The sequence below is a fragment of the Streptomyces atroolivaceus genome (assembly GCF_000717025.1).
Classification (GTDB): Bacteria; Actinomycetota; Actinomycetes; order Streptomycetales; family Streptomycetaceae; genus Streptomyces; species Streptomyces atroolivaceus.
Genome location: NZ_JNXG01000001.1, coordinates 387,848 through 414,240, shown reverse-complemented (window position 1 = coordinate 414,240; position 26,393 = coordinate 387,848). Strand labels below are relative to the sequence as shown.

General features: G+C 67.7%; 24 protein-coding genes and 1 tRNA gene. 15 read left to right on the top strand and 10 right to left on the bottom strand.

The genetic code is table 11. From position 1 onward, the window contains the following. Window positions 1–16 precede the first annotated feature (16 nt). The 4 genes from sigM to trxA all read left to right on the top strand — a co-directional run bounded on the left by sigM (window position 17) and on the right by trxA (window position 3,112). Window positions 17–721, top strand: coding sequence for an RNA polymerase sigma factor SigM (gene sigM, locus OO67_RS36135; protein WP_078597550.1), 705 nt, complete (start codon window positions 17–19; stop codon window positions 719–721). Then, the gene (locus tag OO67_RS01840) at window positions 718–1,635 is read left to right on the top strand and encodes an anti-sigma factor family protein (protein ID WP_033296774.1); all 918 of its coding nucleotides are present in this window, start codon (window positions 718–720) and stop codon (window positions 1,633–1,635) included. The genes sigM and OO67_RS01840 overlap by 4 nt, the downstream gene beginning before the upstream one ends. A gap of 126 nt (window positions 1,636–1,761) precedes the next feature. After that, window positions 1,762–2,733 (top strand): thioredoxin-disulfide reductase, encoded by a 972-nt coding sequence (gene trxB / locus OO67_RS01835; protein ID WP_033296773.1) that lies wholly within the window; start codon window positions 1,762–1,764, stop codon window positions 2,731–2,733. Window positions 2,734–2,776: 43 nt separating this feature from the next. Further along, window positions 2,777–3,112, top strand: a complete 336-nt coding sequence (trxA, locus tag OO67_RS01830; RefSeq protein ID WP_033296772.1) for a thioredoxin — start codon at window positions 2,777–2,779, stop codon at window positions 3,110–3,112. An 80-nt stretch (window positions 3,113–3,192) separates the two neighbouring features. On the opposite strand, the gene OO67_RS01825 is transcribed toward trxA, so the two are convergent. The 9 genes from OO67_RS01825 to rpmH all read right to left on the bottom strand — a co-directional run bounded on the left by OO67_RS01825 (window position 3,193) and on the right by rpmH (window position 10,110). Continuing rightward, window positions 3,193–3,810 carry a GNAT family N-acetyltransferase gene (locus tag OO67_RS01825; RefSeq protein ID WP_033296771.1) on the bottom strand — a complete coding sequence of 206 codons (618 nt, stop codon included), beginning with the start codon at window positions 3,808–3,810 and terminating at the stop codon, window positions 3,193–3,195. 305 nt (window positions 3,811–4,115) lie between these two features. Further along, window positions 4,116–5,216, bottom strand: coding sequence for a ParB/RepB/Spo0J family partition protein (locus tag OO67_RS01820; protein ID WP_078597548.1), 1,101 nt, complete (start codon window positions 5,214–5,216; stop codon window positions 4,116–4,118). Next, entirely contained in the window at window positions 5,213–6,307 is a 1,095-nt protein-coding gene (locus OO67_RS01815) for a ParA family protein (RefSeq protein WP_078597546.1), read from the bottom strand. The genes OO67_RS01820 and OO67_RS01815 overlap by 4 nt, the downstream gene beginning before the upstream one ends. A 306-nt stretch (window positions 6,308–6,613) precedes the next feature. Continuing rightward, window positions 6,614–7,330, bottom strand: a complete 717-nt coding sequence (rsmG, locus tag OO67_RS01810) for a 16S rRNA (guanine(527)-N(7))-methyltransferase RsmG (protein ID WP_051709068.1) — start codon at window positions 7,328–7,330, stop codon at window positions 6,614–6,616. Window positions 7,331–7,429: 99 nt separating this feature from the next. Then, window positions 7,430–7,939, bottom strand: a complete 510-nt coding sequence (locus OO67_RS01805; RefSeq protein WP_033296767.1) for a Jag family protein — start codon at window positions 7,937–7,939, stop codon at window positions 7,430–7,432. Window positions 7,940–7,953: 14 nt separating this feature from the next. After that, window positions 7,954–9,222, bottom strand: coding sequence for a membrane protein insertase YidC (yidC, locus tag OO67_RS01800; RefSeq protein ID WP_033296766.1), 1,269 nt, complete (start codon window positions 9,220–9,222; stop codon window positions 7,954–7,956). A 3-nt stretch (window positions 9,223–9,225) separates the two neighbouring features. Further along, window positions 9,226–9,585, bottom strand: coding sequence for a membrane protein insertion efficiency factor YidD (gene yidD, locus OO67_RS36130; protein WP_078597544.1), 360 nt, complete (start codon window positions 9,583–9,585; stop codon window positions 9,226–9,228). Beyond that, complete coding sequence (gene rnpA, locus OO67_RS36125; RefSeq protein WP_078597541.1) at window positions 9,582–9,953, bottom strand: ribonuclease P protein component; 372 nt, start codon at window positions 9,951–9,953, stop codon at window positions 9,582–9,584. Before rnpA ends, yidD begins: the two co-directional genes overlap by 4 nt. Window positions 9,954–9,972: 19 nt before the next feature. Continuing rightward, complete coding sequence (gene rpmH, locus OO67_RS36120) at window positions 9,973–10,110, bottom strand: 50S ribosomal protein L34 (protein WP_003967884.1); 138 nt, start codon at window positions 10,108–10,110, stop codon at window positions 9,973–9,975. 381 nt (window positions 10,111–10,491) lie between these two features. Here rpmH and dnaA point away from each other — a divergent pair, with 381 nt between their 5' ends. The 9 genes from dnaA (at window position 10,492) to OO67_RS01755 (ending at window position 23,397) form a co-directional block, all read left to right on the top strand. Next, window positions 10,492–12,276 (top strand): chromosomal replication initiator protein DnaA, encoded by a 1,785-nt coding sequence (gene dnaA / locus OO67_RS01795; protein WP_078597539.1) that lies wholly within the window; start codon window positions 10,492–10,494, stop codon window positions 12,274–12,276. Between the two features lie 1,009 nt (window positions 12,277–13,285). After that, window positions 13,286–14,416 (top strand): DNA polymerase III subunit beta, encoded by a 1,131-nt coding sequence (gene dnaN / locus OO67_RS01790; RefSeq protein WP_033296764.1) that lies wholly within the window; start codon window positions 13,286–13,288, stop codon window positions 14,414–14,416. A 145-nt stretch (window positions 14,417–14,561) separates the two neighbouring features. Beyond that, complete coding sequence (gnd, locus tag OO67_RS01785; RefSeq protein ID WP_033296763.1) at window positions 14,562–15,440, top strand: phosphogluconate dehydrogenase (NAD(+)-dependent, decarboxylating); 879 nt, start codon at window positions 14,562–14,564, stop codon at window positions 15,438–15,440. A 75-nt stretch (window positions 15,441–15,515) separates the two neighbouring features. Next, window positions 15,516–16,646, top strand: a complete 1,131-nt coding sequence (gene recF / locus OO67_RS01780) for a DNA replication/repair protein RecF (RefSeq protein ID WP_033296762.1) — start codon at window positions 15,516–15,518, stop codon at window positions 16,644–16,646. Continuing rightward, a complete protein-coding gene (locus tag OO67_RS01775) occupies window positions 16,643–17,203 on the top strand; it encodes a DciA family protein (RefSeq protein ID WP_033296761.1) in 561 nt (186 codons plus the stop codon). The genes recF and OO67_RS01775 overlap by 4 nt, the downstream gene beginning before the upstream one ends. Before the next feature lie 414 nt (window positions 17,204–17,617). Beyond that, window positions 17,618–19,687, top strand: a complete 2,070-nt coding sequence (gyrB, locus tag OO67_RS01770) for a DNA topoisomerase (ATP-hydrolyzing) subunit B (protein ID WP_033296760.1) — start codon at window positions 17,618–17,620, stop codon at window positions 19,685–19,687. A 244-nt stretch (window positions 19,688–19,931) separates the two neighbouring features. Then, window positions 19,932–22,559: a DNA gyrase subunit A gene (gyrA, locus tag OO67_RS01765; RefSeq protein WP_033296759.1), complete on the top strand. Its 2,628-nt coding sequence runs from the start codon at window positions 19,932–19,934 to the stop codon at window positions 22,557–22,559. A 93-nt stretch (window positions 22,560–22,652) separates the two neighbouring features. After that, window positions 22,653–23,249, top strand: a complete 597-nt coding sequence (locus OO67_RS35935; RefSeq protein WP_063746126.1) for a DUF3566 domain-containing protein — start codon at window positions 22,653–22,655, stop codon at window positions 23,247–23,249. Between the two features lie 71 nt (window positions 23,250–23,320). After that, window positions 23,321–23,397: transfer RNA gene (locus OO67_RS01755), tRNA-Ile, on the top strand. Window positions 23,398–23,781: 384 nt separating this feature from the next. Here the strand turns inward: OO67_RS01755 and OO67_RS01750 are convergent. Further along, a complete protein-coding gene (locus OO67_RS01750) occupies window positions 23,782–24,141 on the bottom strand; it encodes a DUF6344 domain-containing protein (protein ID WP_033296757.1) in 360 nt (119 codons plus the stop codon). 281 nt (window positions 24,142–24,422) lie between these two features. Between OO67_RS01750 and OO67_RS39250 the strand changes: the two genes are divergently transcribed. Together OO67_RS39250 and OO67_RS01745 are read left to right on the top strand one after the other, a co-directional pair. Continuing rightward, entirely contained in the window at window positions 24,423–24,557 is a 135-nt protein-coding gene (locus OO67_RS39250) for a DLW-39 family protein (protein ID WP_003958712.1), read from the top strand. Window positions 24,558–25,054: 497 nt separating this feature from the next. Then, window positions 25,055–26,392 (top strand): hypothetical protein, encoded by a 1,338-nt coding sequence (locus OO67_RS01745; protein WP_033297008.1) that lies wholly within the window; start codon window positions 25,055–25,057, stop codon window positions 26,390–26,392. The last annotated feature ends 1 nt before the right edge of the window (window position 26,393 follow it).

Sequence of the window (26,393 nt, the reverse complement as noted above, 5' to 3'; positions counted from 1 at the left end):
GGGAGGGGGCTCACCGTTGGACGACGCCGGATTCGCCGACGCCAGCGACCAGGATCTCCTGGCCCAGCACGTCGCAGGCGACCCTGACGCCTTCGGTGAGATCGTGCGGCGGCATCGCGACCGGCTCTGGGCCGTGGCCCTGCGGACACTGGGCGACCGCGAGGAGGCTGCGGACGCCGTGCAGGACGCTCTTGTCTCCGCCTTCCGTGCCGCCCACACCTTCCGTGGCCAGTCCGCCGTCACCACGTGGCTGCACAGGATCACTGTCAATGCCTGCCTCGACCGTGCCCGCAAGACGGCCTCACGCAAGACCGCGCCGGTCGACGACACCGAGCGGCTCGATCAGCTCATGGAGCCCCACGAATCCGCCGAAGCTCCTGCCGAACGGCAGGATCTGCACCGCGAACTTCTGGCAGCACTTGCCACTCTGCCCGCAGAACAGCGCGCTGCCCTCGTCCTCGTGGACATGCAGGCCTACCCCGTTGCCGAAGCTGCGCGCATCCTCGACGTCCCCACCGGCACCGTGAAAAGCCGCTGCGCGCGAGGCAGAGCCAGACTGCTCCCCTTGCTGACCCATCTACGCAGCAACAGAGGGGACAGCGAGGACGGCTCCGTGGAAAGGAACCGGACGCGGGGGCCATCCGTCCCACCGGCAACAGGACCAAGAGACGCAGGCGACGGCGACCCTGCTGCTGTACAGGGTGGAGGTGGGCTCGTATGACAGCCGACACGGCTCAGCACCCGGACGTCTCGGAGATCTCCGACCTCACCGAAGGTCTCCTTCCACCGCCCCGCGAGGCAGCGCTCCGCCGCCATATCGACGCCTGCGCCGAGTGCGGCCACATCCAGGCCTCGTTGGAAGAGATCCGCTCGCTGCTGGGAGCGGCACTGCCCCTTCCCGGGCGCATGCCCGACGACATCGCCAACCGCATCGACGCGGCGCTGTCAGCGGAAGCCGCTACCCCCGACGCGCCCGCCACAGCGAATCCCGTTTCACGTGAAACATTCGGCCTCCCGGCACAGGGCACGGTCGCGCCTCCGCCGGCGGGCCGCCCTCGCGGTGGCACTGGCCCCGGCCGGGGGTCGACCCGTCGCCGACGGCGAACAGTGATCCTCGGGACGGCCTTCGGTGCGGCGGCCGTCGGCATGAGTGTCCTGCTGCTCCAGTCTCTCCAGTCGTCCCAGGGGTCGTCCGGCACGATGGCCGATCGTGGAGTCAGCGCTGCGAAGAAGAGCCAGGGGGACTTCTCGGAAGGCACGCTGGAAGGTCGCGTCCATACGCTCCTGACCGAGGCAAGGGAAGCTCGGACTCCGGGCCACGACTCGGGCAAGCCTTCTCTGGACACCAAGGCGTCGCCGGGGAGCATGTTCCCCGGCGACGCCTCCCCCCGTACCCCGCTGCGCACACCGGTCGTGGTCGTTCCGCCCTGCGTCCTTCAGGGAACCGGCCGGGACGCTCCCGCCCTGGCCTTGGAGAAGGGCAGCTACGAGGGGACCGCTGCCTTCCTTGTCGTGCTGCCTCACTCGACGGACTCGAGCCGCGTCCAGGCCTACGTCGTCGACGCTGCCTGCGTCGATTCCACGCCCGCGACAAAGGGACAGCTGCTGCTCACGCACTCCTACACGCGGCCCTGAGCACCTTGCCGGGAGCTGGACCGGTATTTCGGGAATGCAGGCCCCGTAGGATCCGTTGGGTGGGGTGAGAGTCGTGGAACCGACCCCAGTAGGCAGTAGGCAGTCTGCAGAGACGAGGAAGAACCCGTGAGCGACGTCCGTAATGTGATCATCATCGGCTCCGGGCCGGCTGGTTACACCGCCGCCCTGTACACCGCTCGCGCGTCGCTGAAGCCGCTGGTGTTCGAGGGAGCCGTCACCGCTGGCGGTGCACTGATGAACACCACCGACGTGGAGAACTTCCCGGGCTTCCAGGACGGAATCATGGGCCCCGAGCTCATGGACAACATGCGCGCCCAGGCCGAGCGCTTCGGTGCGGAGCTCATCCCCGATGACGTGGTCTCCGTCGATCTCGCCGGTGACATCAAGACCGTCACGGACACTGCGGGCACGGTGCACCGCGCCAAGGCCGTCATCGTCACCACGGGATCTCAGCACCGCAAGCTCGGCCTGCCCAACGAGGACGCTCTCTCCGGACGCGGTGTCTCCTGGTGCGCCACCTGCGACGGCTTCTTCTTCAAGGACCAGGACATCGCCGTGGTCGGTGGAGGTGACACCGCCATGGAAGAGGCGACCTTCCTCTCCCGGTTCGCCAAGTCCGTCACGATCGTCCACCGCCGTGACTCCCTGCGTGCCTCCAAGGCCATGCAGGAGCGAGCCTTCGCCGACCCGAAGATCAAGTTCGCGTGGGACAGCGAGGTCGCCACGGTCCACGGTGACCAGAAGCTCTCCAGCCTCACCCTGCGCAACACCAAGAACGGCGAGACCTCCGAGCTTCCGGTGACGGGCCTGTTCATCGCTGTCGGCCACGATCCCCGCACGGAGCTTTTCAAGGGGCAGCTCGACCTCGATGACGAGGGTTACCTCAAGGTCGAGGCCCCCTCGACGCGCACCAACCTGAAGGGCGTCTTCGGCGCCGGCGACGTCGTCGACCACACCTACCGGCAGGCCATCACAGCCGCCGGGACCGGATGCTCGGCTGCTCTCGACGCAGAGCGATTCCTCGCTGCCCTCTCGGACGAGCAGCTCGCCGAGCCGGAGAAGACCCCGGCAGTCTGACTTGCTCCCCTGAACCCACACCCGCGAAGTTAAGGAGGCCGCCGTGGCCGGCGCGCTGAAGAACGTAACCGACGACTCATTCGATGAGGACGTCCTGAAGAACAACAAGCCTGTCCTGGTGGACTTCTGGGCCGCCTGGTGCGGTCCGTGCCGCCAGATCGCGCCTTCGCTGGAGGCCATTGCGGCTGAGTACGGCGACGAGATCGAGATCGTCAAGCTCAACATCGACGAGAACCCTGCCACCGCGGCGAAGTACGGCGTGATGTCCATCCCCACACTCAACGTGTACCAGGGTGGCGAGGTCGCCAAGACCATCGTCGGGGCCAAGCCGAAGGCCGCCATTCTCCGCGACCTCGAAGGCTTCATCGCCCAGAAGTAGCGGTTGACTGTTTCACGTGAAACGGGCCCACCCCGCGGGGTGGGCCCGTTTGCACGTTCTTACGCCGCCGGTCGCGGCAGTCAGAGAGGCCGCAGCGCCGGCTCCTTCTGTACGGCGCCGAGCAGTCTGTCCAGTGCCAGCTCGACGTCTTCCTTCCAGGAGAGCGTCGTACGAAGCTCAAGCCTCAGGCGCGGATGCACGGGATGAGGTCGCACCGTCTTGAAGCCGACCGCAAGCAAGTGATCCGCCGGTAGCACGCACGCCGGTTCCTTCCACCGCGCATCGCCGAAGGCCTCGATCGCCTTGAAGCCACGCCGCAGCAAGTCCTTGGCGACCGTCTGCACCATCACGCGTCCAAGCCCTTGCCCCTGGAAACCCGGCATGATCAAGGCAGTCATCAACTGCACGGCGTCGGGGGAGACGGGGCTGGTGGGGAATGCCGTGGACCGGGGAACGTACGCAGGCGGTGCATAGAGAACGAAGCCGGCCGCGACATCATCCACATAGACGACCCGCCCGCAGGAGCCCCACTCCAGCAGCACAGCGGAGATCCAGGCTTCCTTCTCGAGATCAGGTCTTCCTGCCTTTACCGCAGCTTCCCCGCTGACCGGATCAAGCTCCCAGAAGACACACGAGCGGCAGCGCCTGGGGAGATCCGGAAGGTTGTCCAATGTGAGCGGTACGAGCCGACGCCCCATGTAGGCGGTTCCTCACTTCCTTCGCCCGCCGCATCCCGTGCGGCTGCCAGCGCGCTCCGCTCTCGGAACAGGCTGCCGACGAAACCCCCGACAGCACCAAGCCCCAACCCGACTGACACCAGGTGGCTGCGATTCACTGATCGCACGGCCCCCGCCTCCTCTGAGGTGGATCACGGTGGTGGATACGCCATACCAGAACGCATCGTATCCACCCAGAGGTGATGGGGACACCGAGAGACGGCAAAGGGCGGGTCGAGTTCCCGAGAACTTCCCGGAACTCGACCCGCCCTTTGCCGTCCAGCGGCTCAGGCCTCGTCGGCTTCAGCCTGCTCGTCTTCGACGCTCCGCTCCAGCACACGCCCCTCACCCGGGGCAAGACTGCCGAGAATACGGTCCAGGTCCTCCATCGAGGCGAACTCGACGACGATCTTTCCCTTCTTCTGGCCCAGGTCGACCTTCACCCGCGTCTCGAAACGATCGGAGAGACGTGAAGCAAGATCGGTCAGTGCCGGTGAGACCCGGCCGCCCGCCCTGGGTCCCCGGGGCTTCGCGGAACTCGTGGGCTCGGATCCGAGTAGATTGACGATCTCCTCGACCGCACGCACCGACAGCCCCTCAGCCACGATGCGATGAGCCAGCCGGTCCTGTTCCTCGGAATCGTCCACCGACAGCAGAGCCCTTGCATGCCCGGCTGAGAGCACGCCTGCCGCGACCCTGCGCTGCACGGGCGGAGACAACCGCAGCAGACGCAGCGTGTTCGACACCTGTGGACGTGACCGGCCGATCCGGTCCGCAAGCTGATCATGCGTGCACTTGAAGTCCTTCAGCAGCTGGTCATACGCCGCTGCTTCTTCCAAGGGATTCAGCTGAGCACGGTGCAAGTTCTCCAGGAGTGCATCGAGAAGCAGCTTCTCGTCATCCGTCGCACGGACAATGGCGGGGATGCGTTCCAGACCGGCTTCGCCGCACGCCCTCCAGCGGCGCTCACCCATGATGAGCTCGTAGCGGCCCTCTGCTGCCTTGCGCACTACGACGGGCTGGAGGAGACCTACCTCCTTGATGGAGGTGACAAGCTCTGCCAGCGCATCCTCGTCGAAGACCTCGCGAGGCTGCTTGGGGTTGGGCGTGATCGATGCAAGGGGGATCTCGGCGAAGTACGCCCCTGCGGAGTCGGCCTGCTCGAAGGCGGGCTCCGGCTCCCCCACCGGAGAACTCGGCTCCGGGACCCGCGTGCCGGAGGGAAGCCCAGCCAACTTGGCAGCAGCCACCCCACGCTCGGCGGTCAGCACGGAGGGCGTGCCCGCCCCGCCCGCACCGGAAGCAGGACTCGCTACCTGCTTCTCCTGCGGAGCCGCGGGAATCAGTGCACCAAGTCCACGCCCAAGCCCTCTACGACGCTCACTCACTGCATGCCCTCCGAATGACTCTGCTGGCTGTTCTGGGTGCCCGTGTGGGCAGGCTCGCCCGCCGAGCCGTGCTGGGCTTCGTAATGCACTCCGACGCCTCTCAGCGCGATTTCACGGGCCGCCTCGAGGTAGGACAGGGACCCGCTGGAGCCCGGATCGTACGTCAGCACGGTCTGGCCGTAGCTCGGCGCCTCCGAAATGCGCACGGACCGAGGAATGCTGGTCCGCAGCACCTCCTTGCCGAAGTGGGTGCGCACCTCCTCCGCGACCTGGGAAGCGAGCCTGGTCCTGCCGTCGTACATGGTGAGCAGGATCGTCGACACATGGAGGTCGGGGTTCAGATGCCCTCGGACCAGGTCGACGTTACGGAGGAGCTGGCCGAGGCCTTCCAGTGCGTAGTACTCACATTGAATCGGGATGAGTACCTCGGCTCCGGCCACAAGGGCGTTGACCGTCAGCAGGCCGAGCGACGGCGGGCAGTCGATGAGGATGTAGTCCAGCGGCTGGTCATAGGCCTGGATCGCCCGCTGCAGCCGGCTCTCCCGCGCCACCAGCGACACCAGTTCGATCTCAGCACCGGCGAGATCGATGGTCGCCGGCGCACAGAAGAGACCTTCGACGTCCGGGACCGGTTGAACCACCTCGGAGAGCGGCATGCTCTCCACCAGAACGTCGTAGATGGAGGGGACTTCTGCGTGGTGGTCGATACCCAATGCTGTGGAGGCATTTCCCTGCGGGTCGAGGTCCACCACCAGGACTCGCGCACCATGCAGTGCGAGCGAGGCGGCAAGGTTGACCGTGGAGGTCGTCTTGCCGACGCCACCCTTCTGGTTGGCCACGACCATGACGCGTGTCCGGTCTGGACGCGGTAGCCCCTCGCCGGCGCGGCCAAGGGCCTCGACCGCCAGCTGGGCCGCACGGCCAATGGGTGTGTCGTCCATCGGCGGCGGTGTTTCACGTGAAACACCGTCCCCAAGGGACTCGGTACGGGGACCGGGGACCGGGTCGGTCATCGGTCCCGCGATGTTGGCGTCGGACCGCAAGGATTCACTCTCCTCGACTTCAGGCTCGCAATGAACAGAGCCTGCCATGCTTTCGGGGTCGCGAACCAGCGAGGCCGACTGTTCTGTGGATGAATCCGGTTCTGTGGACAACTCGGTAGCCCGTACGGGCTTGCGGTCGCGCGGCGCGGCAGCCGCACGACCACGGCCGATGATTCCCTGCAGCAGAGAGCGACGTTTCACGTGAAACACGATGCCCCTGCAGCACAGTGGCGGGCTCCCGACACTCCGCACGCGGCACATATCGCTGCTTGCTTGGAGCATCAGCGCAAAGTTGCCTCAACCGCCCAGAATGAGCACGAATCGGCAGTCACGGAGCCCATGATCGGCCAGCGCTCATCGACGTCGGCGCGTACGGCTCACCCTCGCGGCCTTGGCCCGCTTTGCGGCGAACCTCACACCGCCCGGACTCTCTCCGACCACCACGCGTACCACCGTGGAAGCAGGCTCGACCAAGCCCTCGCCGACGTGCAGCACCTCGGTCTCCACCACTCCGAGCTTGCTCAGAGCGGCACGAGCTCCCTGGATCTCCTCTTCGGCCGTCCCTCCCTTGAGCGCCAGCATCTCTCCGTACGGGCGGAGGAGGGGCACGCCCCATCCTGCGAGCCTGTCGAGCGGTGCAACTGCCCGCGCCGTGACCACATGAACGGGCTGCAGCGTGCCGAGTACCTCTTCGGCTCGCCCGCGGACGACCGTTACGTGATCCAGCCCCAGGAGCTCGACGACCTCCTGAAGGAAATTCGTACGGCGCAGCAGCGGCTCGAGCAGCGTGATCTTGAGGTCGGGCCGGACCAGTGCCAGCGGAATGCCAGGAAGCCCGGCCCCCGACCCCACATCGCACACCGTGACGCCCTCGGGAACCACCTCGGAGAGCACCGCGCAGTTCAGCAGATGGCGTTCCCACAGGCGCGGCACCTCGCGAGGACCGATCAGGCCTCTCTTGACGCCGGCGTCCGCGAGGAGCTCCGCGTACCTGACAGCCTCTGGAAAGAACTCACCGAATACCGCCTGCGCCTCTGTGGGCGCCTGAGGGAGCTCTGCTTCCTCCGTCACGGGGACCGTCCTTCCGTACCGCATTAGCACGCTGACTATCAGGCTGACAAAGATCGGCCCCGCCTGCGAACAGACGGGGCCGACAGTACAAGGATCCGGTCAGGCCGGGAGAACGACGACGAAGCGCTGGGGCTCCTCGCCCTCGGACTCGCTGCGGAGACCTGCCGCGGCGACCGCGTCGTGGACGACCTTGCGCTCGAACGGCGTCATCGGCTCCAGCTTCACCGGCTCGCCCGAGCTCTTGACCTCATCCGCGGCCTTGGCACCCAGTGCGGCGAGTACTTCACGCTTCTTGGCACGGAAGCCGCCGATGTCCAGCATCAACCGGCTCCGGTCACCGGTCTCACGGTGGACGGCCAGACGCGTCAGCTCCTGGAGCGCCTCCAGCACCTCACCGTCACGCCCCACAAGCTTCTGGAGGTCACGCGCGGAGTCGCTGATGATCGAGACCGCGGCCCGGTCCGCCTCCACGTCCATGTCGATGTCGCCGTCGAGGTCGGCGATGTCGAGCAGGCCTTCGAGGTAGTCAGCCGCGATCTCCCCCTCCTGCTCAAGGCGGGTCAGAGTGTCGCTGCCCTCAGCGGCCGGGGTGATGGTGCCTTCCGTCACGGATGGACTCCTTCTTACTTCTTGGACGGGTGCTTGGGCCGCTGCGGGCCCTTGCGCTGTCCGGACTTGGCTTGGCGTGAGGAGCCGGAAGCGGCGGACTTGCCCGACGCCTTCGGCTTGTCGTCCTGCGATGCGTCGTGCTTCTCCAGCGAGGTCTTGGACTCCGAGCCGGTGGAGCCGGAGCCCTTCGCCGTGCCGGCATGCGTGGCAGCGGTGTGACGCTTCGCCTTGGGCTGGCGCTTGGGCTGCTGACGCTTGGGCGCAGCACCGCCCTCGGCCTCGAGAACGGCCGCGTCGCTCTTCGCCACCGTCCCGTCCTCCTGGGCGGCGAGACCCAGCTTGGCCAGGCCGGTGATGAACTTGCGCTCGATGTCGTTGCGGTCGGGTCCCTTGGCGACGATCGCCTTCACGGTGTTACGCCGCGTCCTGCCCCGCACCTGACCATGAGAGTTCACGCTCTTCAGCACTCGGCCCAGGTACTGGTCCTGCGCCTTGCTGCCCGGAGTCGGGTTCTGGTTGATCACGTACATCTGCTGACCCATGGTCCAGACGTTGGTGGTCAGCCAGTACACGAGGACACCGACGGGGAAGTTGATGCCCATGACCGCGAAGATCACCGGGAAGATGTACATCAGCATCTTCTGCTGCTGCATGTACGGGGTCTTCACCGTCAGGTCGACGTTCTTCGTCATCAGCTGGCGCTGGGTGAAGAACTGCGACGCGGACATCATCACGATCATGATCGCGGTGACTACACGGACGTCGGTCAGCGAGGCGCCGAGCGCCGCGACCTTCTCTTCGCTGTCCATGAACTTCGCTGCCAGCGGGGCACCGAAGATGTGTGCCTGCCGTGCGCTGTCCAGCAGGGGCTGGTCGATGACGCCGATCGTCTTGCCCGAGGCGATGGACGACAGCACGTGGTACAGGGCGAAGAAGAACGGGGACTGCGCCAGGATGGGAAGGCACGAGGAGAGCGGGTTGGTGCCCGTCTCCTTGTACAGCTTCATCATCTCTTCGGACTGACGCTGCTTGTCGTTCTTGTAGCGCTCCTGGATCGCCTTCATCTTCGGCTGGAGCACCTGCATGTTCCGGGTGGACTTGATCTGCTTGACGAAAAGCGGGATCAGACAGATCCGGATCAGGACCACCAGGGACACGATGGACAGGCCCCAGGCCCACCCCGTGTCATCGCCGAAGAGCGCTCCGTACAGCTTGTGGAACTGGACGATGACCCACGAAACAGGTGTGGTGATAAAGCTGAACAGACTGGCAATCGTGTCCACTAATCAGGCTCCTTGAGCTTTGGGCGAGGTCTCTGTGGCCGGGCTCAGGGGTTCGGAGACCGACCCCCCGGAAGGCACATCGGCGGCTGGGTCCCCGCCCTTGCCGCCACGCACACAGCTGCGCAGCAGTTCGTGCCAACGCGGACGTCTGCGTGGCGGTACGTGATCCACGCCGCCGGGTGACCACGGATTGCACCGCAGGATGCGCCATGCGGTCAGCGCGGTTCCCTTGATCGCACCGTGCCGGTCGATCGCCGTATATCCATAGTGGGAACACGACGGGTAGTAACGGCAGACAGGCCCGAGGAGCGGGCTGATCGTCCACTGGTACAGCTTGATGAGAGCCAGCAGCGGGTACTTCATCGCGCACCCCCTCCCAGCAGCCGCTGAAGGGCGGCGTCCAGGTCTCGGGCCAGCTGTGCATGGTCGGCGTCACCCGATCCGGGTAGCGCTCGTACGACAACAAGGCTACCGGGGGGCAGCTGAGCGAGCCGATCGCGGACCAGATGGCGAAGCTTCCGCTTCACCGCGGTGCGAACGACCGCTCCACCCACTGCTTTGCTGACAACGAAACCCGCACGTGGCGGGGGAAGGCTCTCCCCTGTCACGTGCGGGTCCGTAACACCGCTGCGTAGATGGACGACGAGTAGCGGACGCCCGGCTCGGCGTCCTCGTCGTACCGCGGTCGCGAAGTCCTCGCGCCGCCTCAGCCGATTCTCGGTAGGCAGCACGTCATGGACCTGTAAGCGATCAGGCGGACAGGCTGCTGCGGCCCTTGCCACGGCGGTTCGCGAGAATCGCGCGGCCGGCACGGGTACGCATACGCAGTCGGAAGCCATGGGTCTTGGCGCGACGACGATTGTTCGGCTGGAAGGTGCGCTTGCTCACTCGGGGGCTCCAGAAATGATTCGTGTGTTGGCGGGACATCGCCTGGCTGTCACCGTGCGCCCACGAGGAACTCGCGTAAACGCCTTAGTGCACCGCTTCACAATCACAGATCGTGATCTTTGCCCATCGGAGGCAGGCGGCAGCAGCCATCGACAACTCGACCTGGTCACGGTACGCGCGGCTGCGCCATCCGGTCAAACCGGCTCCGCACCACCCCGCGCTGTGCACAGCCTGTGGACAACAACTTGAACCTCGCGGGTCGGCCTGACTACCGTGGCTGAACTCCGGTTCTTTTCCTTCCTGCCTGCCGGGCCTCACCCGACCCGACCCATCCCGTCCCGAGAAGCACACATTCGTGGGACATGCGAGAGAGCGTGCCTTGTGGCTGACGTACCTGCCGATCTTGCCGCAGTGTGGCCACGAGTGCTGGAACAACTCCTCGGGGAGGGCCAGCAGGGCATCCAGCCGAAGGACAAACAGTGGATCGAGCGCTGTCAGCCCCTGGCACTCGTCGCCGACACCGCGCTGCTGGCCGTACCCAACGGTTATGCCAAGGGGGTCGTGGAGGGCCGGCTCGCACCGCTGATCAGCGAAACACTCACCCGTGAGTGCGGGCGACTGATCCGGATCGCGATCACCGTGGACGATTCGGCGGGCGAGCCTCCCGCTCCGCCCGCGCCCCCGATGCGCCAGCCCCACCAAGGGCAGCAGTCCCACCGCTACCAGGGCCCCCAGCACGACGAGCCCTCGCGCAACGACGGGTACGACAGCTACGGCTCCGGCCCGTCGGACGACGGCATGCCGACGGCCCGCCCCGCCTACCCCGACTACCAGCAGCACCGCCCCCAACCCGGTGCGTGGCCCCGCGCGCAGGAGGATCTCTCCTGGCAGCCCCGGCACGGCGGGTACCAGGACCGCGACCCGTACGCGAGCCCGCGCTCGCAGCAGCCGCAGCACGACTACCGTCCGCAGCCGCCCGAACGCCAGGGGTACGAGCAGCCGAGGGACAGCCGCGACCGCCACGATCCGCAGGACCAGCAGCCCCAGCACCGCCAGGGCGGGCCCGGCACCGGAAGGAGCGGCGGCGGCCCCATGGGTACGCAGTCGGCGCCCCCGCCGGGGACCGGGGAGCCGCACGCCCGGCTGAACCCGAAGTACCTCTTCGACACCTTCGTGATCGGCGCGTCCAACCGCTTCGCGCACGCGGCCGCGGTCGCCGTCGCCGAGGCCCCCGCGAAGGCGTACAACCCCCTCTTCATCTACGGGGAGTCGGGGCTCGGCAAGACCCATCTGCTGCACGCCATCGGGCACTACGCGCGGAGCCTGTACCCGGGCACCCGGGTGCGGTACGTGAGCTCCGAGGAATTCACCAACGAGTTCATCAACTCGATCCGCGACGGCAAGGGCGACACCTTCCGCAAGCGCTACCGGGACGTGGACATCCTCCTGGTCGACGACATCCAGTTCCTGGCGAGCAAGGAGTCGACGCAGGAGGAGTTCTTCCACACCTTCAACACGCTCCACAACGCCAACAAGCAGATCGTGCTGTCCTCGGACCGTCCGCCCAAGCAGCTGGTGACCCTCGAGGACCGGCTGCGGAACCGGTTCGAGTGGGGTCTCACCACCGACGTGCAGCCCCCGGAGCTGGAGACGCGTATCGCGATCCTCCGCAAGAAGGCCGTGCAGGAGCAGCTCAACGCCCCGCCCGAGGTACTCGAGTTCATCGCCTCCCGCATCTCGCGCAACATCCGCGAGCTGGAGGGCGCTCTCATCCGCGTGACCGCCTTCGCGAGTCTGAACCGGCAGCCGGTGGACCTCGGCCTGACCGAGATCGTGCTCAAGGATCTGATCCCGGGCGGCGAGGACTCGGCGCCCGAGATCACCGCGCCGGCCATCATGGCGGCGACCGCGGACTACTTCGGGCTGACGGTGGAGGACCTCTGCGGATCGTCGCGAAGCCGCGTCCTGGTGACGGCGCGACAGATCGCCATGTACCTCTGCCGGGAGCTGACGGACCTCTCCCTGCCCAAGATCGGGGCCCAGTTCGGCGGGCGCGACCACACCACGGTGATGCACGCCGACCGGAAGATCCGCGCCCTGATGGCGGAACGGCGCTCCATCTACAACCAGGTCACCGAGCTCACCAACCGCATCAAGAACGGCTGACGCGCCGGCTCCGCAGCCAGGTACGCAGCGCGCCCCGGGCGCCCCTGCGAGGACCTTACGACGTCCTCGCAGGGGCGCCCTTCGTCGTCATCAGCCTCAGTAACGGCTCCAGGAACGGCTCCAGAAACGGTCGAGGGAGCACGCGGAGGCGGGTCGAAGAACGGCCCTGAGGGCTTCCTGGACCGCTTCGGACACCCGCTTCCGTTCAGATCGGCGGCGTGCGGGGCGACGGATCCAGGTCGGTGTGTTCGATTTCGAGCCGCTGACCGGCTCTTCTCCACAGAAGAACGAGGAATCCGGCATCCACAGCCTGGGGACTGTGAAGTTGTCCAGATTGCGTCCACAGGGGCTGCGGCCGATACTCCATCAGGCCTGGTCACGTGGTTGGGGATTTGTGGTCAACCGTGATCCACAGCCTGTGGACAGAAATTTCGTCCACAGGGTCGCAATGAGGTTGTCCACCGTCGGCCCACAGGCACGGCCCCGTTGTCCCCAGCTTCTCCACACCCCTGTCCACTGTTCGGCAACCCGACACCGCCTTTCACTGCCGAGAGTGAAAGGCGTCACACGAGGGGCCTCGGTTGAGCTGTGGGGAACGTGGGTAAAGCTGGGGACAGCCCTGGGGAGAAGTCACTCCGCCCTGTGCATCGGGTGTGCAGAACTTTCGCCTGTCCACAGAAACGCCTGGTTGTCCACCGGTGCCACCCACAGGGTCGGTGGACAAAAAATGGCGGCTGACCTGCGAAAACGACGTTATCCACGGTTTCCACAGGGCCTACTACTACTACCACTCAGAGTTAGCCAGGAATCAGCTTCGAAGTGGGGCCTGTGCACAACTCGAGCGGCGAGCTCGGCGAACCTCTTGGCTCGACTTGACCCCGAGCAGCAACGACTGTCGGCGCCGTACGTCAGACTGGACCCCGGTGGCATCCCCAGCCCCTCGGCAGGGAGCCCCGGTAAGACGACGAAGGCCGGCAGGGCGAGCGAGCAACAGCAGGAGGCGGTTCCGGTGAAGATCCGGGTGGAGCGCGATGTACTCGCGGAGGCGGTGGCCTGGGTGGCCCGCAGCCTCCCGGCCCGTCCGCCGGCGCCCGTTCTCGCGGGCCTTCTGCTGAAGGCTGAGGACGGAGCCCTCAGCTTCTCGAGCTTCGACTACGAGGTCTCGGCCAAGGTCTCGGTGGACGCGGAGGTGGAGGAGGACGGCACGGTGCTCGTCTCCGGCCGCCTGCTCGCCGACATCTGCCGCGCGCTGCCGAACAGGCCGGTGGAGATCTCCACCGACGGTGTACGCGCCACGGTGGTCTGCGGCTCCTCGCGGTTCACACTCCACACCCTTCCTGTGGAGGAGTACCCGGCGCTGCCGCAGATGCCGACCGCCACGGGCACCGTCCCCGGTGAGGTCTTCGCCTCCGCGGCGGCACAGGTCGCCATCGCGGCGGGGCGTGACGACACCCTGCCCGTCCTGACCGGTGTCCGGATCGAGATCGAGGGCGACACCGTCACCCTCGCGTCGACCGACCGCTACCGCTTCGCGGTCCGTGAGTTCCTGTGGAAGCCCGAGAACCCCGACGCCTCGGCTGTGGCCCTGGTGCCCGCCAAGACGCTCCTGGACACCGCCAAGGCGCTGACCAGCGGTGACACGGTGACCTTGGCGCTGTCCGGTTCGGGCGCGGGCGAGGGGCTCATCGGTTTCGAGGGCGCCGGCCGCCGTACGACCACGCGGCTGCTCGAGGGCGACCTCCCGAAGTACCGGACGCTCTTCCCCACCGAGTTCAACTCGGTCGCGGTCATCGAGACCGCCCCGTTCGTCGAGGCCGTCAAGCGTGTGGCGCTCGTCGCCGAGCGCAACACCCCGGTGCGGCTCAGCTTCGAGCAGGGTGTGCTGATCCTGGAGGCCGGCTCCAGTGACGACGCACAGGCTGTGGAGCGTGTGGACGCCGTGCTCGAGGGCGACGACATCTCGATCGCCTTCAACCCGACCTTCCTTCTGGACGGGCTCAGCGCCATCGACTCCCCGGTCGCGCAGCTCTCCTTCACGACGTCGACCAAGCCCGCGCTGCTCAGCGGCCGGCCGGCCGTCGACGCCGAGGCGGACGACGCGTACAAGTACCTGATCATGCCGGTCCGCCTCTCCGGCTGATCCGGCGGTCGTCCCTGTCATGGCAGTTTCCGGCGGGCAGGCTCAGCGCAGAGCGGGCCCACCGTGCTGCACCCCGCCGTACTGTTCCGGCCGGGCGTAGGCTCGGTCCTGGGTACGAATCGGCACAACGCTTAAGGAATCTCTGATGGAGCTCGGTCTCGTCGGCCTCGGCAAGATGGGCGGCAACATGCGCGAGCGCATCCGCCGCGCAGGCCACACGGTCATCGGTTACGACCGCAATCCGGACGTCGCCGATGTCCACAGCCTCGAAGAGCTTGTGGGCAAGCTCAAGGGCCCGCGCGTCGTGTGGGTGATGGTGCCCGCCGGTGCCGCGACCCAGTCCACCATCGACGAGCTGGCCGAGCTGCTCTCCCCGGGGGACGTCGTCGTGGACGGCGGGAACTCCCGCTGGACCGACGACGAGAAGCACGCCGTCGAGCTGGGCATCAAGGGCATCGGCTTCGTCGACTGCGGCGTCTCCGGCGGCGTCTGGGGCCTGGAGAACGGCTACGCCCTGATGTACGGCGGCGAGGCCGCGAACGTGGAGAAGGTCCAGCCTGTCTTCGACGCCCTCAAGCCCGAGGGTGACTTCGGCTCCGTCCACGCGGGCAAGGTCGGCGCCGGCCACTTCGCCAAGATGGTCCACAACGGCATCGAGTACGCCATGATGCAGGCCTACGCCGAGGGCTGGGAGCTCCTGGAGAAGGTCGACTCCGTCACCGACGTGCGCGAGGTCTTCCGCTCCTGGCAGGAGGGCACGGTCATCCGTTCCTGGCTGCTCGACCTGGCTGTCAACGCACTGGACGACGACGAGCACCTCGACCAGCTCCGTGGCTTCGCCGCGGACTCCGGTGAGGGCCGGTGGACGGTCGAGGCCGCGATCGACAACGCGGTGCCGCTGCCCGCGATCACCGCGTCCCTGTTCGCGCGCTTCGCCTCGCGGCAGGACGACTCCCCGCAGATGAAGATGATCGCCGCGCTGCGCAACCAGTTCGGCGGCCACGCGGTCGAGAACAAGAAGTAGGAAATCCGCGGGGCCGAGGGCAGGAGACGGCCCCGCGGAACACAGCAGAGCACGCAGTCGGAAGGGTCGGCGACCATGCACGTCACGCATCTCTCGCTGGCCGACTTCCGCTCGTACGCCCGGGTCGAGGTCCCTCTCGAACCGGGCGTCACCGCGTTCGTGGGGGCCAACGGCCAGGGCAAGACCAATCTGGTGGAGGCGGTCGGCTATCTCGCCACGCTCGGCAGCCACCGGGTGTCCTCCGACGCCCCCCTGGTGCGCATGGGCGCGGAGCGCGCCGTCGTACGCGCGGCGGTCACCCAGGGAGAGCGCTCGCAGCTGATCGAGCTGGAGCTCAATCCTGGCCGTGCCAATCGGGCACGTGTCAACAGGTCGTCGCAGGTCAGGCCGCGCGACGTGCTGGGGATAGTGCGGACGGTGCTCTTCGCCCCCGAGGACCTGGCCCTGGTGAAGGGTGACCCGGGCGAGCGCCGGCGCTTCCTGGACGAGCTGATCACGGCGCGCTCCCCCCGCATGGCCGGAGTCCGCTCCGACTACGAGCGGGTCCTGAAGCAGCGCAACACCCTGCTGAAGTCCGCGGCCATGGCCCGCAGGCACGGCGGCCGGTCGATGGACCTGTCCACCCTGGACGTGTGGGACCAGCACCTGGGCCGGGTGGGGGCGGAGTTGCTGGCGCAGCGGCTGGATCTCATCGCGACCCTGCAACCGCTGGCGGACAAGGCCTATGCGGACGTCGCCCCGGGTGGTGGGCCCGTGACGCTGGAGTACCGCAGCTCGGTCGGTGGCGACGTGGAGCCCGCGCGCACCCGCGAGGAACTGTACGAGCAGGTGATGGCGGCCCTGGTCCAGGCACGTAAGCAGGAGATCGAGCGCGGGGTGACCTTGGTCGGTCCGCACCGTGACGATCTGGTGCTGGGTCTGCGCGGCATGCCGGCCAAGGGGTACGCGAGCCATGGCGAGTCCTGGTCGTACGCGCTGGCGCTGCGACTGGCCTCCTACGATCTGCTCCGCTCGGAGGGCAACGAGCCGGTACTGGTGCTGGACGACGTCTTCGCCGAGCTGGACGCGCGCCGTCGTGAGCGGCTGGCGGAGCTGGTGGCCCCGGGTGAGCAGGTGCTGGTGACGGCCGCTGTGGACGACGACGTCCCAGGTGTACTGGCCGGAGCGCGGTACGCGGTCTCCGAAGGGGCGGTGGAGCGGCTGTGAGCGGCCCGGACGAGCAGGGTGGACCCGCGCCGGGGCCGGCGAAGCAGCCGGAGGTGTCCGGGGTGGATCTGGCGCGCGTGGCTCTGCGTGCGGCCAAGGAGCAGGCCCGTGCCCGGGGCGCCGCGGCGCAGCAGAAGAAGCAGGCGAGGCGCGGCGGGGGGCTGCGGTCGGGTGCACGGTCCGACGGGCGGGATCCGCTGCCCCTGGGTTCGGCGATCAACCGGCTGATCACGGAGCGGGGCTGGGAGACCCCGGCGGCCGTCGGCGGCGTGATGGGCCGCTGGCCGCAGATCGTGGGTGACGATCTGGCCAATCACTGCGTACCGGTGCGGTACGACGAGGATCCGGCTGAGCGGGTCCTGACCGTGCAGTGCGATTCGACGGCGTGGGCGACACAGCTCCGGCTGCTCGCGCCGCAACTGGTCGCGCGGCTGAACACGGACCTGGGCCACGGCACCGTCCGGATGATCAAGGTGCTCGGTCCCGGCGGACCTCAGCGCAGATTCGGCCCTCTCCGGACGCCCGGGAGCAAGGGGCCCGGCGACACCTACGGCTGAGCTGGGCTTTCCCTGTCCACGGTCCTCGTCCACGGTCCTGGGTCACGGCTCGCGCAGGGAAGGGCCATGAGGGCGGTACACCCGCTTCTGTCCTGATTCGCCGACAGCCTGGCGCTTCCCCTCTGTCCGCCTTTGTGTGGATTTGCGGCACGCGAGGAATGTGCGGCGTCCCTCACCGTAGCCGGGGGTTGACAGCCCGAAGCGCGCAAAGCCGTCGTGAGCCCCCCGGGGCCCCTTCCTGAATATGGGGAGTCGTCAGCCGCTCATTCAGGGCGGCACATGCGTACTCAGGCACCGGCAAACCCCCATTCATGTCAGCGCTACCGGTAGACTGGTGGACAATCCCGCTTCCTCGCGGGAGTCGTCGATACAAGCCGAACGACGCAGCCGCTCCCGCCTGCCGGAGAACGGCCTGTGCTGTGCCAGAAAGGGCGCTTCGTGGCCGATTCCGGCAACCCCAACGAGAACATTCCGTCCACAGCCGGTGAGCACGGCGAGGTGACCGCCTCGTACGACGCCAACGCGATCACCGTGCTGGAAGGGCTGGACGCGGTCCGCAAGCGGCCTGGCATGTACATCGGCTCGACCGGTGAGCGCGGCCTGCACCACCTCGTGCAGGAAGTGGTCGACAACTCGGTCGACGAGGCGATGGCCGGCCACGCGGACACCATCGACGTCACGATCCTCGCCGACGGCGGGGTGCGCGTGATCGACAACGGCCGAGGCATCCCGGTCGGCATCGTGCCGTCCGAAGGGAAGCCGGCCGTCGAGGTCGTGCTGACCGTCCTGCACGCGGGCGGCAAGTTCGGCGGCGGCGGTTACGCCGTCTCCGGCGGCCTGCACGGCGTCGGCGTCTCCGTCGTCAACGCCCTGTCCACACGGGTCTCCGTCGAGGTCAAGACGGACGGATACCGCTGGACCCAGGACTACAAGCTCGGCGTCCCGACCGCCCCGCTGGCCAAGCACGAGGCCACCGAGGAGTCCGGTACGTCGGTCACCTTCTGGGCCGACGGGGACATCTTCGAGACCACCGAGTACAGCTTCGAGACCCTTTCGCGCCGCTTCCAGGAGATGGCGTTCCTCAACAAGGGCCTCACCCTCAAGCTCACCGACGAGCGGGAGTCGGCGAAGGCGACGGCGGGCGCGGACAGCGCGGACGCGGTCGAGCCCGCCGAGGAGGAGGCCGCCCGCTCGGTCACGTACCACTACGAAAACGGCATCGTCGATTTCGTGAAGTACCTCAACTCCCGCAAGGGCGACGTCATTCACCAGTCGGTGATCGACATCGAGGCCGAGGACAAGGACCGCCTCCTCTCGGCCGAGATCGCCATGCAGTGGAACACGCAGTACACGGAGGGTGTCTACTCCTTCGCCAACGCGATCCACACGCACGAGGGCGGTACGCACGAGGAGGGCTTCCGTGCGGCGCTGACCTCTCTGGTCAACCGTTACGCGCGCGACAAGAAGCTGCTGCGCGAGAAGGACGACAACCTCACCGGTGAGGACGTCCGCGAGGGTCTGACGGCGATCATCTCGGTCAAGCTGGGCGAGCCTCAGTTCGAGGGTCAGACGAAGACCAAGCTGGGCAACACCGAGGCGAAGACCTTCGTGCAGAAGGTCGTCCACGAGCAGCTGACGGACTGGTTCGACCGGAACCCCAACGAGGCCGCGGACATCATCCGCAAGGGCATCGCGGCGTCCACGGCCCGTGTGGCGGCGCGCAAGGCGCGTGACCTGACCCGGCGCAAGGGGCTCCTGGAGAGCGCCTCGCTGCCCGGCAAGCTGAGCGACTGCCAGTCCAACGACCCGACGAAGTGCGAGATCTTCATCGTCGAGGGTGACTCCGCCGGTGGTTCGGCGAAGTCCGGCCGCAACCCGATGTACCAGGCCATCCTGCCGATCCGAGGCAAGATCCTGAACGTCGAGAAGGCCAGGATCGACAAGATCCTGCAGAACACCGAGGTCCAGGCTCTGATCTCGGCCTTCGGTACCGGGGTCCACGAGGACTTCGACATCGAGAAGCTCCGCTATCACAAGATCATCCTGATGGCTGACGCCGATGTCGACGGCCAGCACATCAACACCCTGCTGCTGACGTTCCTGTTCAGGTTCATGCGGCCGCTCGTCGAGTCCGGGCACGTCTATCTCTCCCGCCCGCCGCTCTACAAGATCAAGTGGGGCCGTGACGACTTCGAGTACGCGTACTCGGACCGTGAGCGCGACGCCCTGGTGGAGCTCGGCAAGCAGAACGGCAAGCGGATCAAGGAGGACTCGATCCAGCGCTTCAAGGGTCTCGGTGAGATGAACGCCGAGGAACTGCGCGTCACCACGATGGACGTCGACCACCGTGTGCTGGGCCAGGTCACGCTGGACGACGCGGCGCAGGCCGACGACCTGTTCTCGGTGCTGATGGGTGAGGACGTCGAGGCGCGGCGTTCGTTCATCCAGCGCAACGCCAAGGACGTCCGCTTCCTCGACATCTGAGTCGGCCGTACAAGGAGGAGGGTCGGGCGAATCGGGAGGCGGCGTCACAGGTCTGGGCACGCACTCCCCCGAGCTCTCGGCCTCGCTCGAGCAGGGGGACCCCCAGCGGCATCGTCGTCGGTCACCATGGCTCCGCCATGGCTGGATCCTCCGCCTTGCAGCTGCACGCACCCGGACCCGCTCCTTCCCCCACCTCCCAGTCGCCGGACCTCCAAGCCGCAGCGCGAAAGGACTTTGACCAGCAATGGCCGACGAGAACACCCCTGTGATGCCCGAAGAGGAGCCCCCCGTCCCGGGTGTGGGCATGCGTGTCGAGCCCGTCGGGCTCGAGACGGAGATGCAGCGCTCCTACCTCGACTACGCGATGTCCGTCATCGTGTCGCGTGCACTGCCCGACGTGCGGGACGGTCTGAAGCCCGTCCACCGCCGCGTGCTGTACGCGATGTACGACGGTGGCTACCGGCCCGAGAAGGGCTTCTACAAGTGCGCCCGCGTCGTCGGTGACGTCATGGGTACGTACCACCCGCACGGCGACTCCTCGATCTACGACGCGCTCGTGCGACTGGCGCAGCACTGGTCGATGCGCATGCCGCTGGTGGACTCCAACGGCAACTTCGGTTCCCCGGGCAACGACCCGGCCGCAGCCATGCGGTACACCGAGTGCAAGATGATGCCGCTGTCCATGGAGATGGTCCGGGACATCGACGAGGAGACCGTCGATTTCAAGGACAACTACGACGGCCGCAACCAGGAGCCGGTGGTCCTGCCCGCCCGCTTCCCGAACCTGCTGATCAACGGGTCGGCGGGCATCGCGGTCGGCATGGCGACCAACATTCCGCCGCACAACCTCCGCGAGGTCGCGGCCGGTGCGCAGTGGTACCTGGAGCACCCGGAGGCCTCGCACGAGGAGCTCCTGGACGCGCTGCTCGAACGCATCAAGGGCCCGGACTTCCCGACCGGCGCGCTGGTCGTGGGCCGCAAGGGCATCGAGGAGGCGTACCGCACGGGCCGTGGCTCGATCACGATGCGGGCGGTCGTCGCGGTCGAGGAGATCCAGGGCCGGCAGTGCCTGGTCGTCACGGAGCTCCCGTACCAGACCAACCCCGACAACCTCGCGCAGAAGATCGCCGACCTGGTGAAGGACGGCAAGGTCGGCGGCATCGCGGACGTCCGCGACGAGACGTCCTCGCGCACGGGCCAGCGCCTGGTCGTCGTGCTGAAGCGTGACGCGGTCGCCAAGGTCGTGCTGAACAACCTCTACAAGCACACCGATCTGCAGTCGAACTTCGGCGCGAACATGCTGGCGCTGGTCGACGGGGTGCCGCGCACGCTGTCGATCGACGCGTTCATCCGGCACTGGGTGACGCACCAGATCGAGGTCATCGTCCGGCGCACGAAGTTCCGGCTGCGCAAGGCCGAGGAGCGGGCGCACATCCTGCGCGGCCTGCTCAAGGCCCTGGACGCGATCGACGAGGTCATCGCGCTCATCCGCCGCAGCAACACCGTGGAGATCGCGCGTGAGGGCCTGATGGGCCTGCTGGAGATCGACGAGCTCCAGGCGAACGCGATCCTCGAGATGCAGCTGCGCCGCCTGGCCGCGCTGGAGCACCAGAAGATCACCGCTGAGCACGACGAGCTCCAGGCGAAGATCAACGAGTACAACGAGATCCTCGCGTCGCCGGCGCGTCAGCGGCAGATCGTCAGCGAGGAACTGGCGGCGATCGTCGACAAGTTCGGCGACGACCGGCGCTCGAAGCTGGTGCCCTTCGACGGTGACATGTCGATCGAGGACCTCATCGCCGAGGAAGACATCGTCGTCACCATCTCCCGCGGCGGGTACGTCAAGCGCACGAAGACGGACGACTACCGCTCGCAGAAGCGCGGCGGCAAGGGCGTGCGTGGCACGAAGCTCCGGGAAGACGACATCGTCGACCACTTCTTCGTGTCGACGACGCACCACTGGCTGCTGTTCTTCACGAACAAGGGCAGGGTCTACCGGGCCAAGGCGTACGAGCTGCCGGATGCCGGCCGGGACGCGCGTGGCCAGCACGTGGCGAACCTCCTGGCGTTCCAGCCCGACGAGCAGATCGCGCAGATCCTGGCGATCCGCGACTACGAGGCCGCGCCCTACCTGGTCCTGGCGACCAAGGGCGGTCTGGTGAAGAAGACCTCGCTCAAGGACTACGACTCCCCGCGCTCCGGCGGCGTCATCGCGATCAACCTCCGGGAGACGGAGAGCGGCGCGGACGACGAGCTGATCGGGGCGGAGCTGGTCTCGGCCGAGGACGATCTGCTGCTCATCAGCAGGAAGGCCCAGTCGATCAGGTTCACCGCGACGGACGACGCGCTCCGCCCGATGGGCCGCGCCACCTCGGGTGTGAAGGGCATGAGTTTCCGTGAGGGCGACGAGCTGCTCTCGATGAATGTCGTCCGGCCCGGTACGTTCGTGTTCACCGCCACCGACGGCGGATACGCGAAGCGGACCGCGGTGGACGAGTACCGCGTCCAGGGCCGTGGCGGTCTCGGCATCAAGGCGGCCAAGATCGTCGAGGACCGCGGGTCCCTCGTCGGCGCGCTGGTGGTGGAGGATGCGGATGAGATCCTCGCCATCACGCTCGGCGGCGGCGTGATCCGTACGCGAGTCAATGAAGTCAGGGAGACCGGCCGTGACACCATGGGCGTTCAACTGATCAATCTGGGCAAGCGTGATGCCGTCGTCGGCATCGCGCGCAACGCCGAGGCCGGTCGTGAGGCCGAAGAGGTCGAAGGGACCGATGAGGCCGAAGGCGCCACGGTCGAGGCTCATGCCGAGAACGTGGTCGAGGGCACAGCCGAGGGCACGGCGCCTTCGGCCGGGGAGCACGAGGAGTAGAGCGTGAGTGGAGCCACGGGCGCAGGTTCGGCCGCTTCCGGAGCAGGCGCGAGCGGCGCCCGTGGCCCTGCCACGGACTCCCAAGGGGGCACTGTGACGGACACTCGGGGACCTCAGGCGCAGTACGAGGGGTACGCGACCGGGCCGTTGCCCGGCGAGCGGGAGCCCGCATCGGGTAAGGCGGGGCCCTATCACCCGCCGCAGGCGTACCAGTCCCCTGCGGGCGGTACGCAGGGCGGAGGCACACAAGGCGGTGCGGAGGGCGTCGGCGGCACGCAGGCGACCCGGCTGCCCCGCACGGGGGCGCGGACCACGCCGCGGACCCGTAAGGCGCGTCTGCGGGTGGCGAAGGCCGATCCGTGGTCGGTGATGAAGGTCAGCTTCCTGCTCTCCATCGCCCTCGGCATCTGCATGGTGGTCGCGGCCGCCGTCCTGTGGATGGTGATGGACGCGATGGGCGTCTTCTCCACCGTGGGAGGCACGATCAGCGAGGCCACCGGCTCGAACGAGAGCAACGGCTTCGATCTGCAGTCGTTCCTGTCGCTGCCGCGCGTGCTCATCTTCACCTCGGTCATCGCGGTGATCGACGTGGTGCTGGCCACCGCGCTGGCGACGCTGGGCGCGTTCATCTACAACCTGTCGGCCGGCTTCGTGGGTGGCGTGGAGCTCACTCTCGCCGAGGACGAGTAGGACGCCGGGTATCGATTTTGGGACTGGCCCCGACGTGCGCTAATCTTCAGAAGTCAGCGCAGCAGCGCGGCGGGGCTATAGCTCAGTTGGTTAGAGCGCATCCCTGATAAGGATGAGGCCACAGGTTCAAATCCTGTTAGCCCCACCAGCACGAAGGCCCCTCACCGGTAACGGTGGGGGGCCTTCGGCGTGTACCGCTCACATCAACGATGGTCACGGAACCAGACCTGGCACCTCAGGCGTCGCACCTTGGTGCGCACACTCCGTGAGGGGGACTGTGGGAGACGGTCCACCGTGGTGGGGAATCCTGGTGATCTCGGCCGGGGTGACAGTGATCCTCGGGGCGATCTCGCTGTCCGTGGTCGGCGCAGTGACTCTCGGCGTGATCTGGGTGCGGGGCAGGCGTAGTCGCTGACCATCCGCTGGAATGACCAGCCGATCCGGGTCGGTGCTGGAAACGGGTGCGGGCGCACGGAAAAGGCCCCTGCCGGTGTGGACCGGACCAGGGGCCTGGGTGGCGTCAGCGGTGCTCTCAGGGTGGCAGCGGGGCGGAGTCCCCGGCAGGTGTGGCGCTGTGGGCGGAGTGGCCGCTGTTCGTCGCGTGCACGGCGTCCGTGGTGTCGGCGGACAGCTGGCGGGTGGCGGGTGAGGAACCGTGGGCCTCGGCGCGGATGCGCTGCTTCATCGTGGGTGGCAGCGCCCTGTCACGCGGAAGGGTCCATCGCACCGACGGGGTGCTCGCGGTTGCCGGGTTCGCCCCCGTGTGCTCGTGGCTCGTGACCGCCGGCTCCGCGGCCGTGGCCTGGGCGGTGGCGAGGCCCAGCGACGCGAGAAGCGCGACGAAGGCGGTGACGAAGGCTGTCCAGATGCTCTTGACCCTGAAGGTGCTCATGGCCCCTCGCTTTCAGGTGGTCCGGTTCGCTTACCTTTCCGATGATGTGGATCCGGCCCCTGGAAACCGGGACCGACGCCCCCGGTGCGCCGATCTTCCGATGAACACCACTCTTATGGTTCAACCGGCTCGGAAAAGCCGTTCCGGGGGTCTCCAAGGGCCTCGAGAGGGGCCCGGAACAGGTGGCGGCCGGGTCCCGGGGAGGTCACCGATCGGTATCGGCCGGTGTGTATAGTCGGGCGGCAGAAGTCCCTTACGTCAAGGAAAGACGAGGTCGCGCGGTGAAGAAGCTTCTCCTGGTCGCACTGGCCGCCATCGGCGGGCTCCTCGTGTACCGCCAGATCCAGGCGGATCGCGCCGAGCAGGATCTGTGGACGGAGGCGACCGACTCCGTGCCCGCAGGTTCAGGTGTGTGAGACGGAACAGTCTGCTACAAGCCCCGGTCGCCGAGCGGCCGGGGCTTTCTGCTGTCCGGAGCCCGTTGCCGCGGGCCCGTGACAGCCGCACCTTCGGGTTCACCGGAGTGAATCGTCGGATTGCGTGAGCAAAGATGTCGTGGTGTGCGGGTCGCCGGGAGGCATCCGCATGAGGTGCGGGGCGTCGCCGGCCTCGACGACGCCGCGGCCGGCGATGTACAGACGGAAACCCCTCGGGCTGCCTGCGGGGGGCGGTCGTCGGGGACGAACCGGCCGGCCCCCGGCACCGCGCTCCCGTCCCGCGCGGGAGGCCCGGCCGCCCCACCGAAGCGGGCAATGACGGCAATACGGCGGGGGCCGCAGACAGCAGTGGTACGGGCGGGGCAGGATGGACCGGCAGCGCTGCCGGAGCGGGCGCCGTGGTCGATCCGACCGCCGGGACCCTGCTCGTACGCAGGCGGCCGCGGAGCAGGCACGCAGACGACGAGGGGAAGCGCGTGAACAGGCAGCGCAACAGGGGCCGGGTGACGCTCGCGACGATCGCGGCGGTGTGCGCGGTGGCGGCGCTGCCGGGGCAGGCGCACGCGGCCGACGGCCCTGCGGCGTACGCGTTCGATCCCGCGGCGGTATCGGTCCAGGGCGCGGAGACGAACGCCGACGCGGAGGAGCTGAAGCCCGGTGCGGTCTACAAGAGTTCCGTCGCGCACGGTCAGAAGCTGTACTACCGCCTGGAACTCGACGACACGACCGATGCGTACGTCTCCGCCGTCGCCGTGCCGAAGGCAGGCGGAAAGGTCGCCTACGGGGACGGCATCACGATCAGCGTCAGGGACCTCGACGACAACCAGTGCAGTTCGTACGACGCACTCTTCGAGGCGGCGGAGTTTCCGCGTCCGATCGCCGCGTACGCCCACCGGACCATCGAGAAGGACCGCACCACCTGTCAGGCGGGCGGTACGTACAACGTCCTGATCGAGCGGGAGAGCAAGGCGAGTTCCTCCCCCGAGGCCTGGGACCTGGAGCTGCGTCTCGAGAACGAGCCGGCGCCGAAGGACGGCGGGTCGCTGCCGACGGAGGCGCCGGAGGACTGGCCCTCCGCCTCGCCGGTGCCGCCCGCCGGCAAGCAGGAGCGGTCCGGTGGCAGCAGCTTCTACGACGCCACCAGCCTGGAGTCCGGCGAATGGGTGGACCGCATCGCCCCCGGCCAGACCCGCTTCTACCGGGTGCCCGTGGACTGGGGCCAGCAGATCTTCGCCACCGCCGCGCTGAGCAACAGCGGCAAGTCGACGGAGTACCTCGGCAACGCCCTCGCGCTGTCACTGGACAACCCGGCGCGCGGTCACGTGGACGACGCGACGCTGTCGTACTCGGGGGCGCCCAACTCGGTGTCCCTGGACCCGTTGCCGCCGGTGGCGTACGAGAACCGCCACGACGCGGCGGCAGACGTCAGCGCCATGCGCTTCGCGGGCTGGTACTACCTGTCGGTGACACTTTCGCCCGGGGTCGCCGAGCACTACGGGAGCGAGGCCATCGGGCTGACGCTCAAGGTGAAGGTCGTCAACGACAGCAAGCCGTCGCCGTACCAGGGGGATGCCGGGATCTTCGGGATCACGGACGACGACAGGGAGATGGCCGAGAGCGGGCAGAGCGCGCCCGAAGCCGGTGAGAGCGGCACGATGAAGGTGGTGGCCGCGGCGGGCATCGGCATGGGCTCCGTGCTGGTGCTCGGGCTCGGGGCATGGACCCTGCTGGCCAGGCGCAGGGCCGTGCCCGCCGCCGTGCCGCCCGGCGCGGGCGGTCAGCCCCCGCTCGGAGGCCCGCCGCAGGCCTGGTGAA

Coding starts and splice junctions, on each gene's coding strand:
- OO67_RS01750 (WP_033296757.1), bottom strand. CDS start 24,141: ATGAGCACCTTCAGGGTCAAGAGCATCTGGACAGCCTTCGTCACCGCC.
- yidD (WP_078597544.1), bottom strand. CDS start 9,585: ATGAAGTACCCGCTGCTGGCTCTCATCAAGCTGTACCAGTGGACGATC.
- gnd (WP_033296763.1), top strand. CDS start 14,562: ATGGAGCTCGGTCTCGTCGGCCTCGGCAAGATGGGCGGCAACATGCGC.
- OO67_RS01825 (WP_033296771.1), bottom strand. CDS start 3,810: ATGGGGCGTCGGCTCGTACCGCTCACATTGGACAACCTTCCGGATCTC.
- recF (WP_033296762.1), top strand. CDS start 15,516: ATGCACGTCACGCATCTCTCGCTGGCCGACTTCCGCTCGTACGCCCGG.
- gyrA (WP_033296759.1), top strand. CDS start 19,932: ATGGCCGACGAGAACACCCCTGTGATGCCCGAAGAGGAGCCCCCCGTC.
- OO67_RS01840 (WP_033296774.1), top strand. CDS start 718: ATGACAGCCGACACGGCTCAGCACCCGGACGTCTCGGAGATCTCCGAC.
- OO67_RS01815 (WP_078597546.1), bottom strand. CDS start 6,307: ATGGCAGGCTCTGTTCATTGCGAGCCTGAAGTCGAGGAGAGTGAATCC.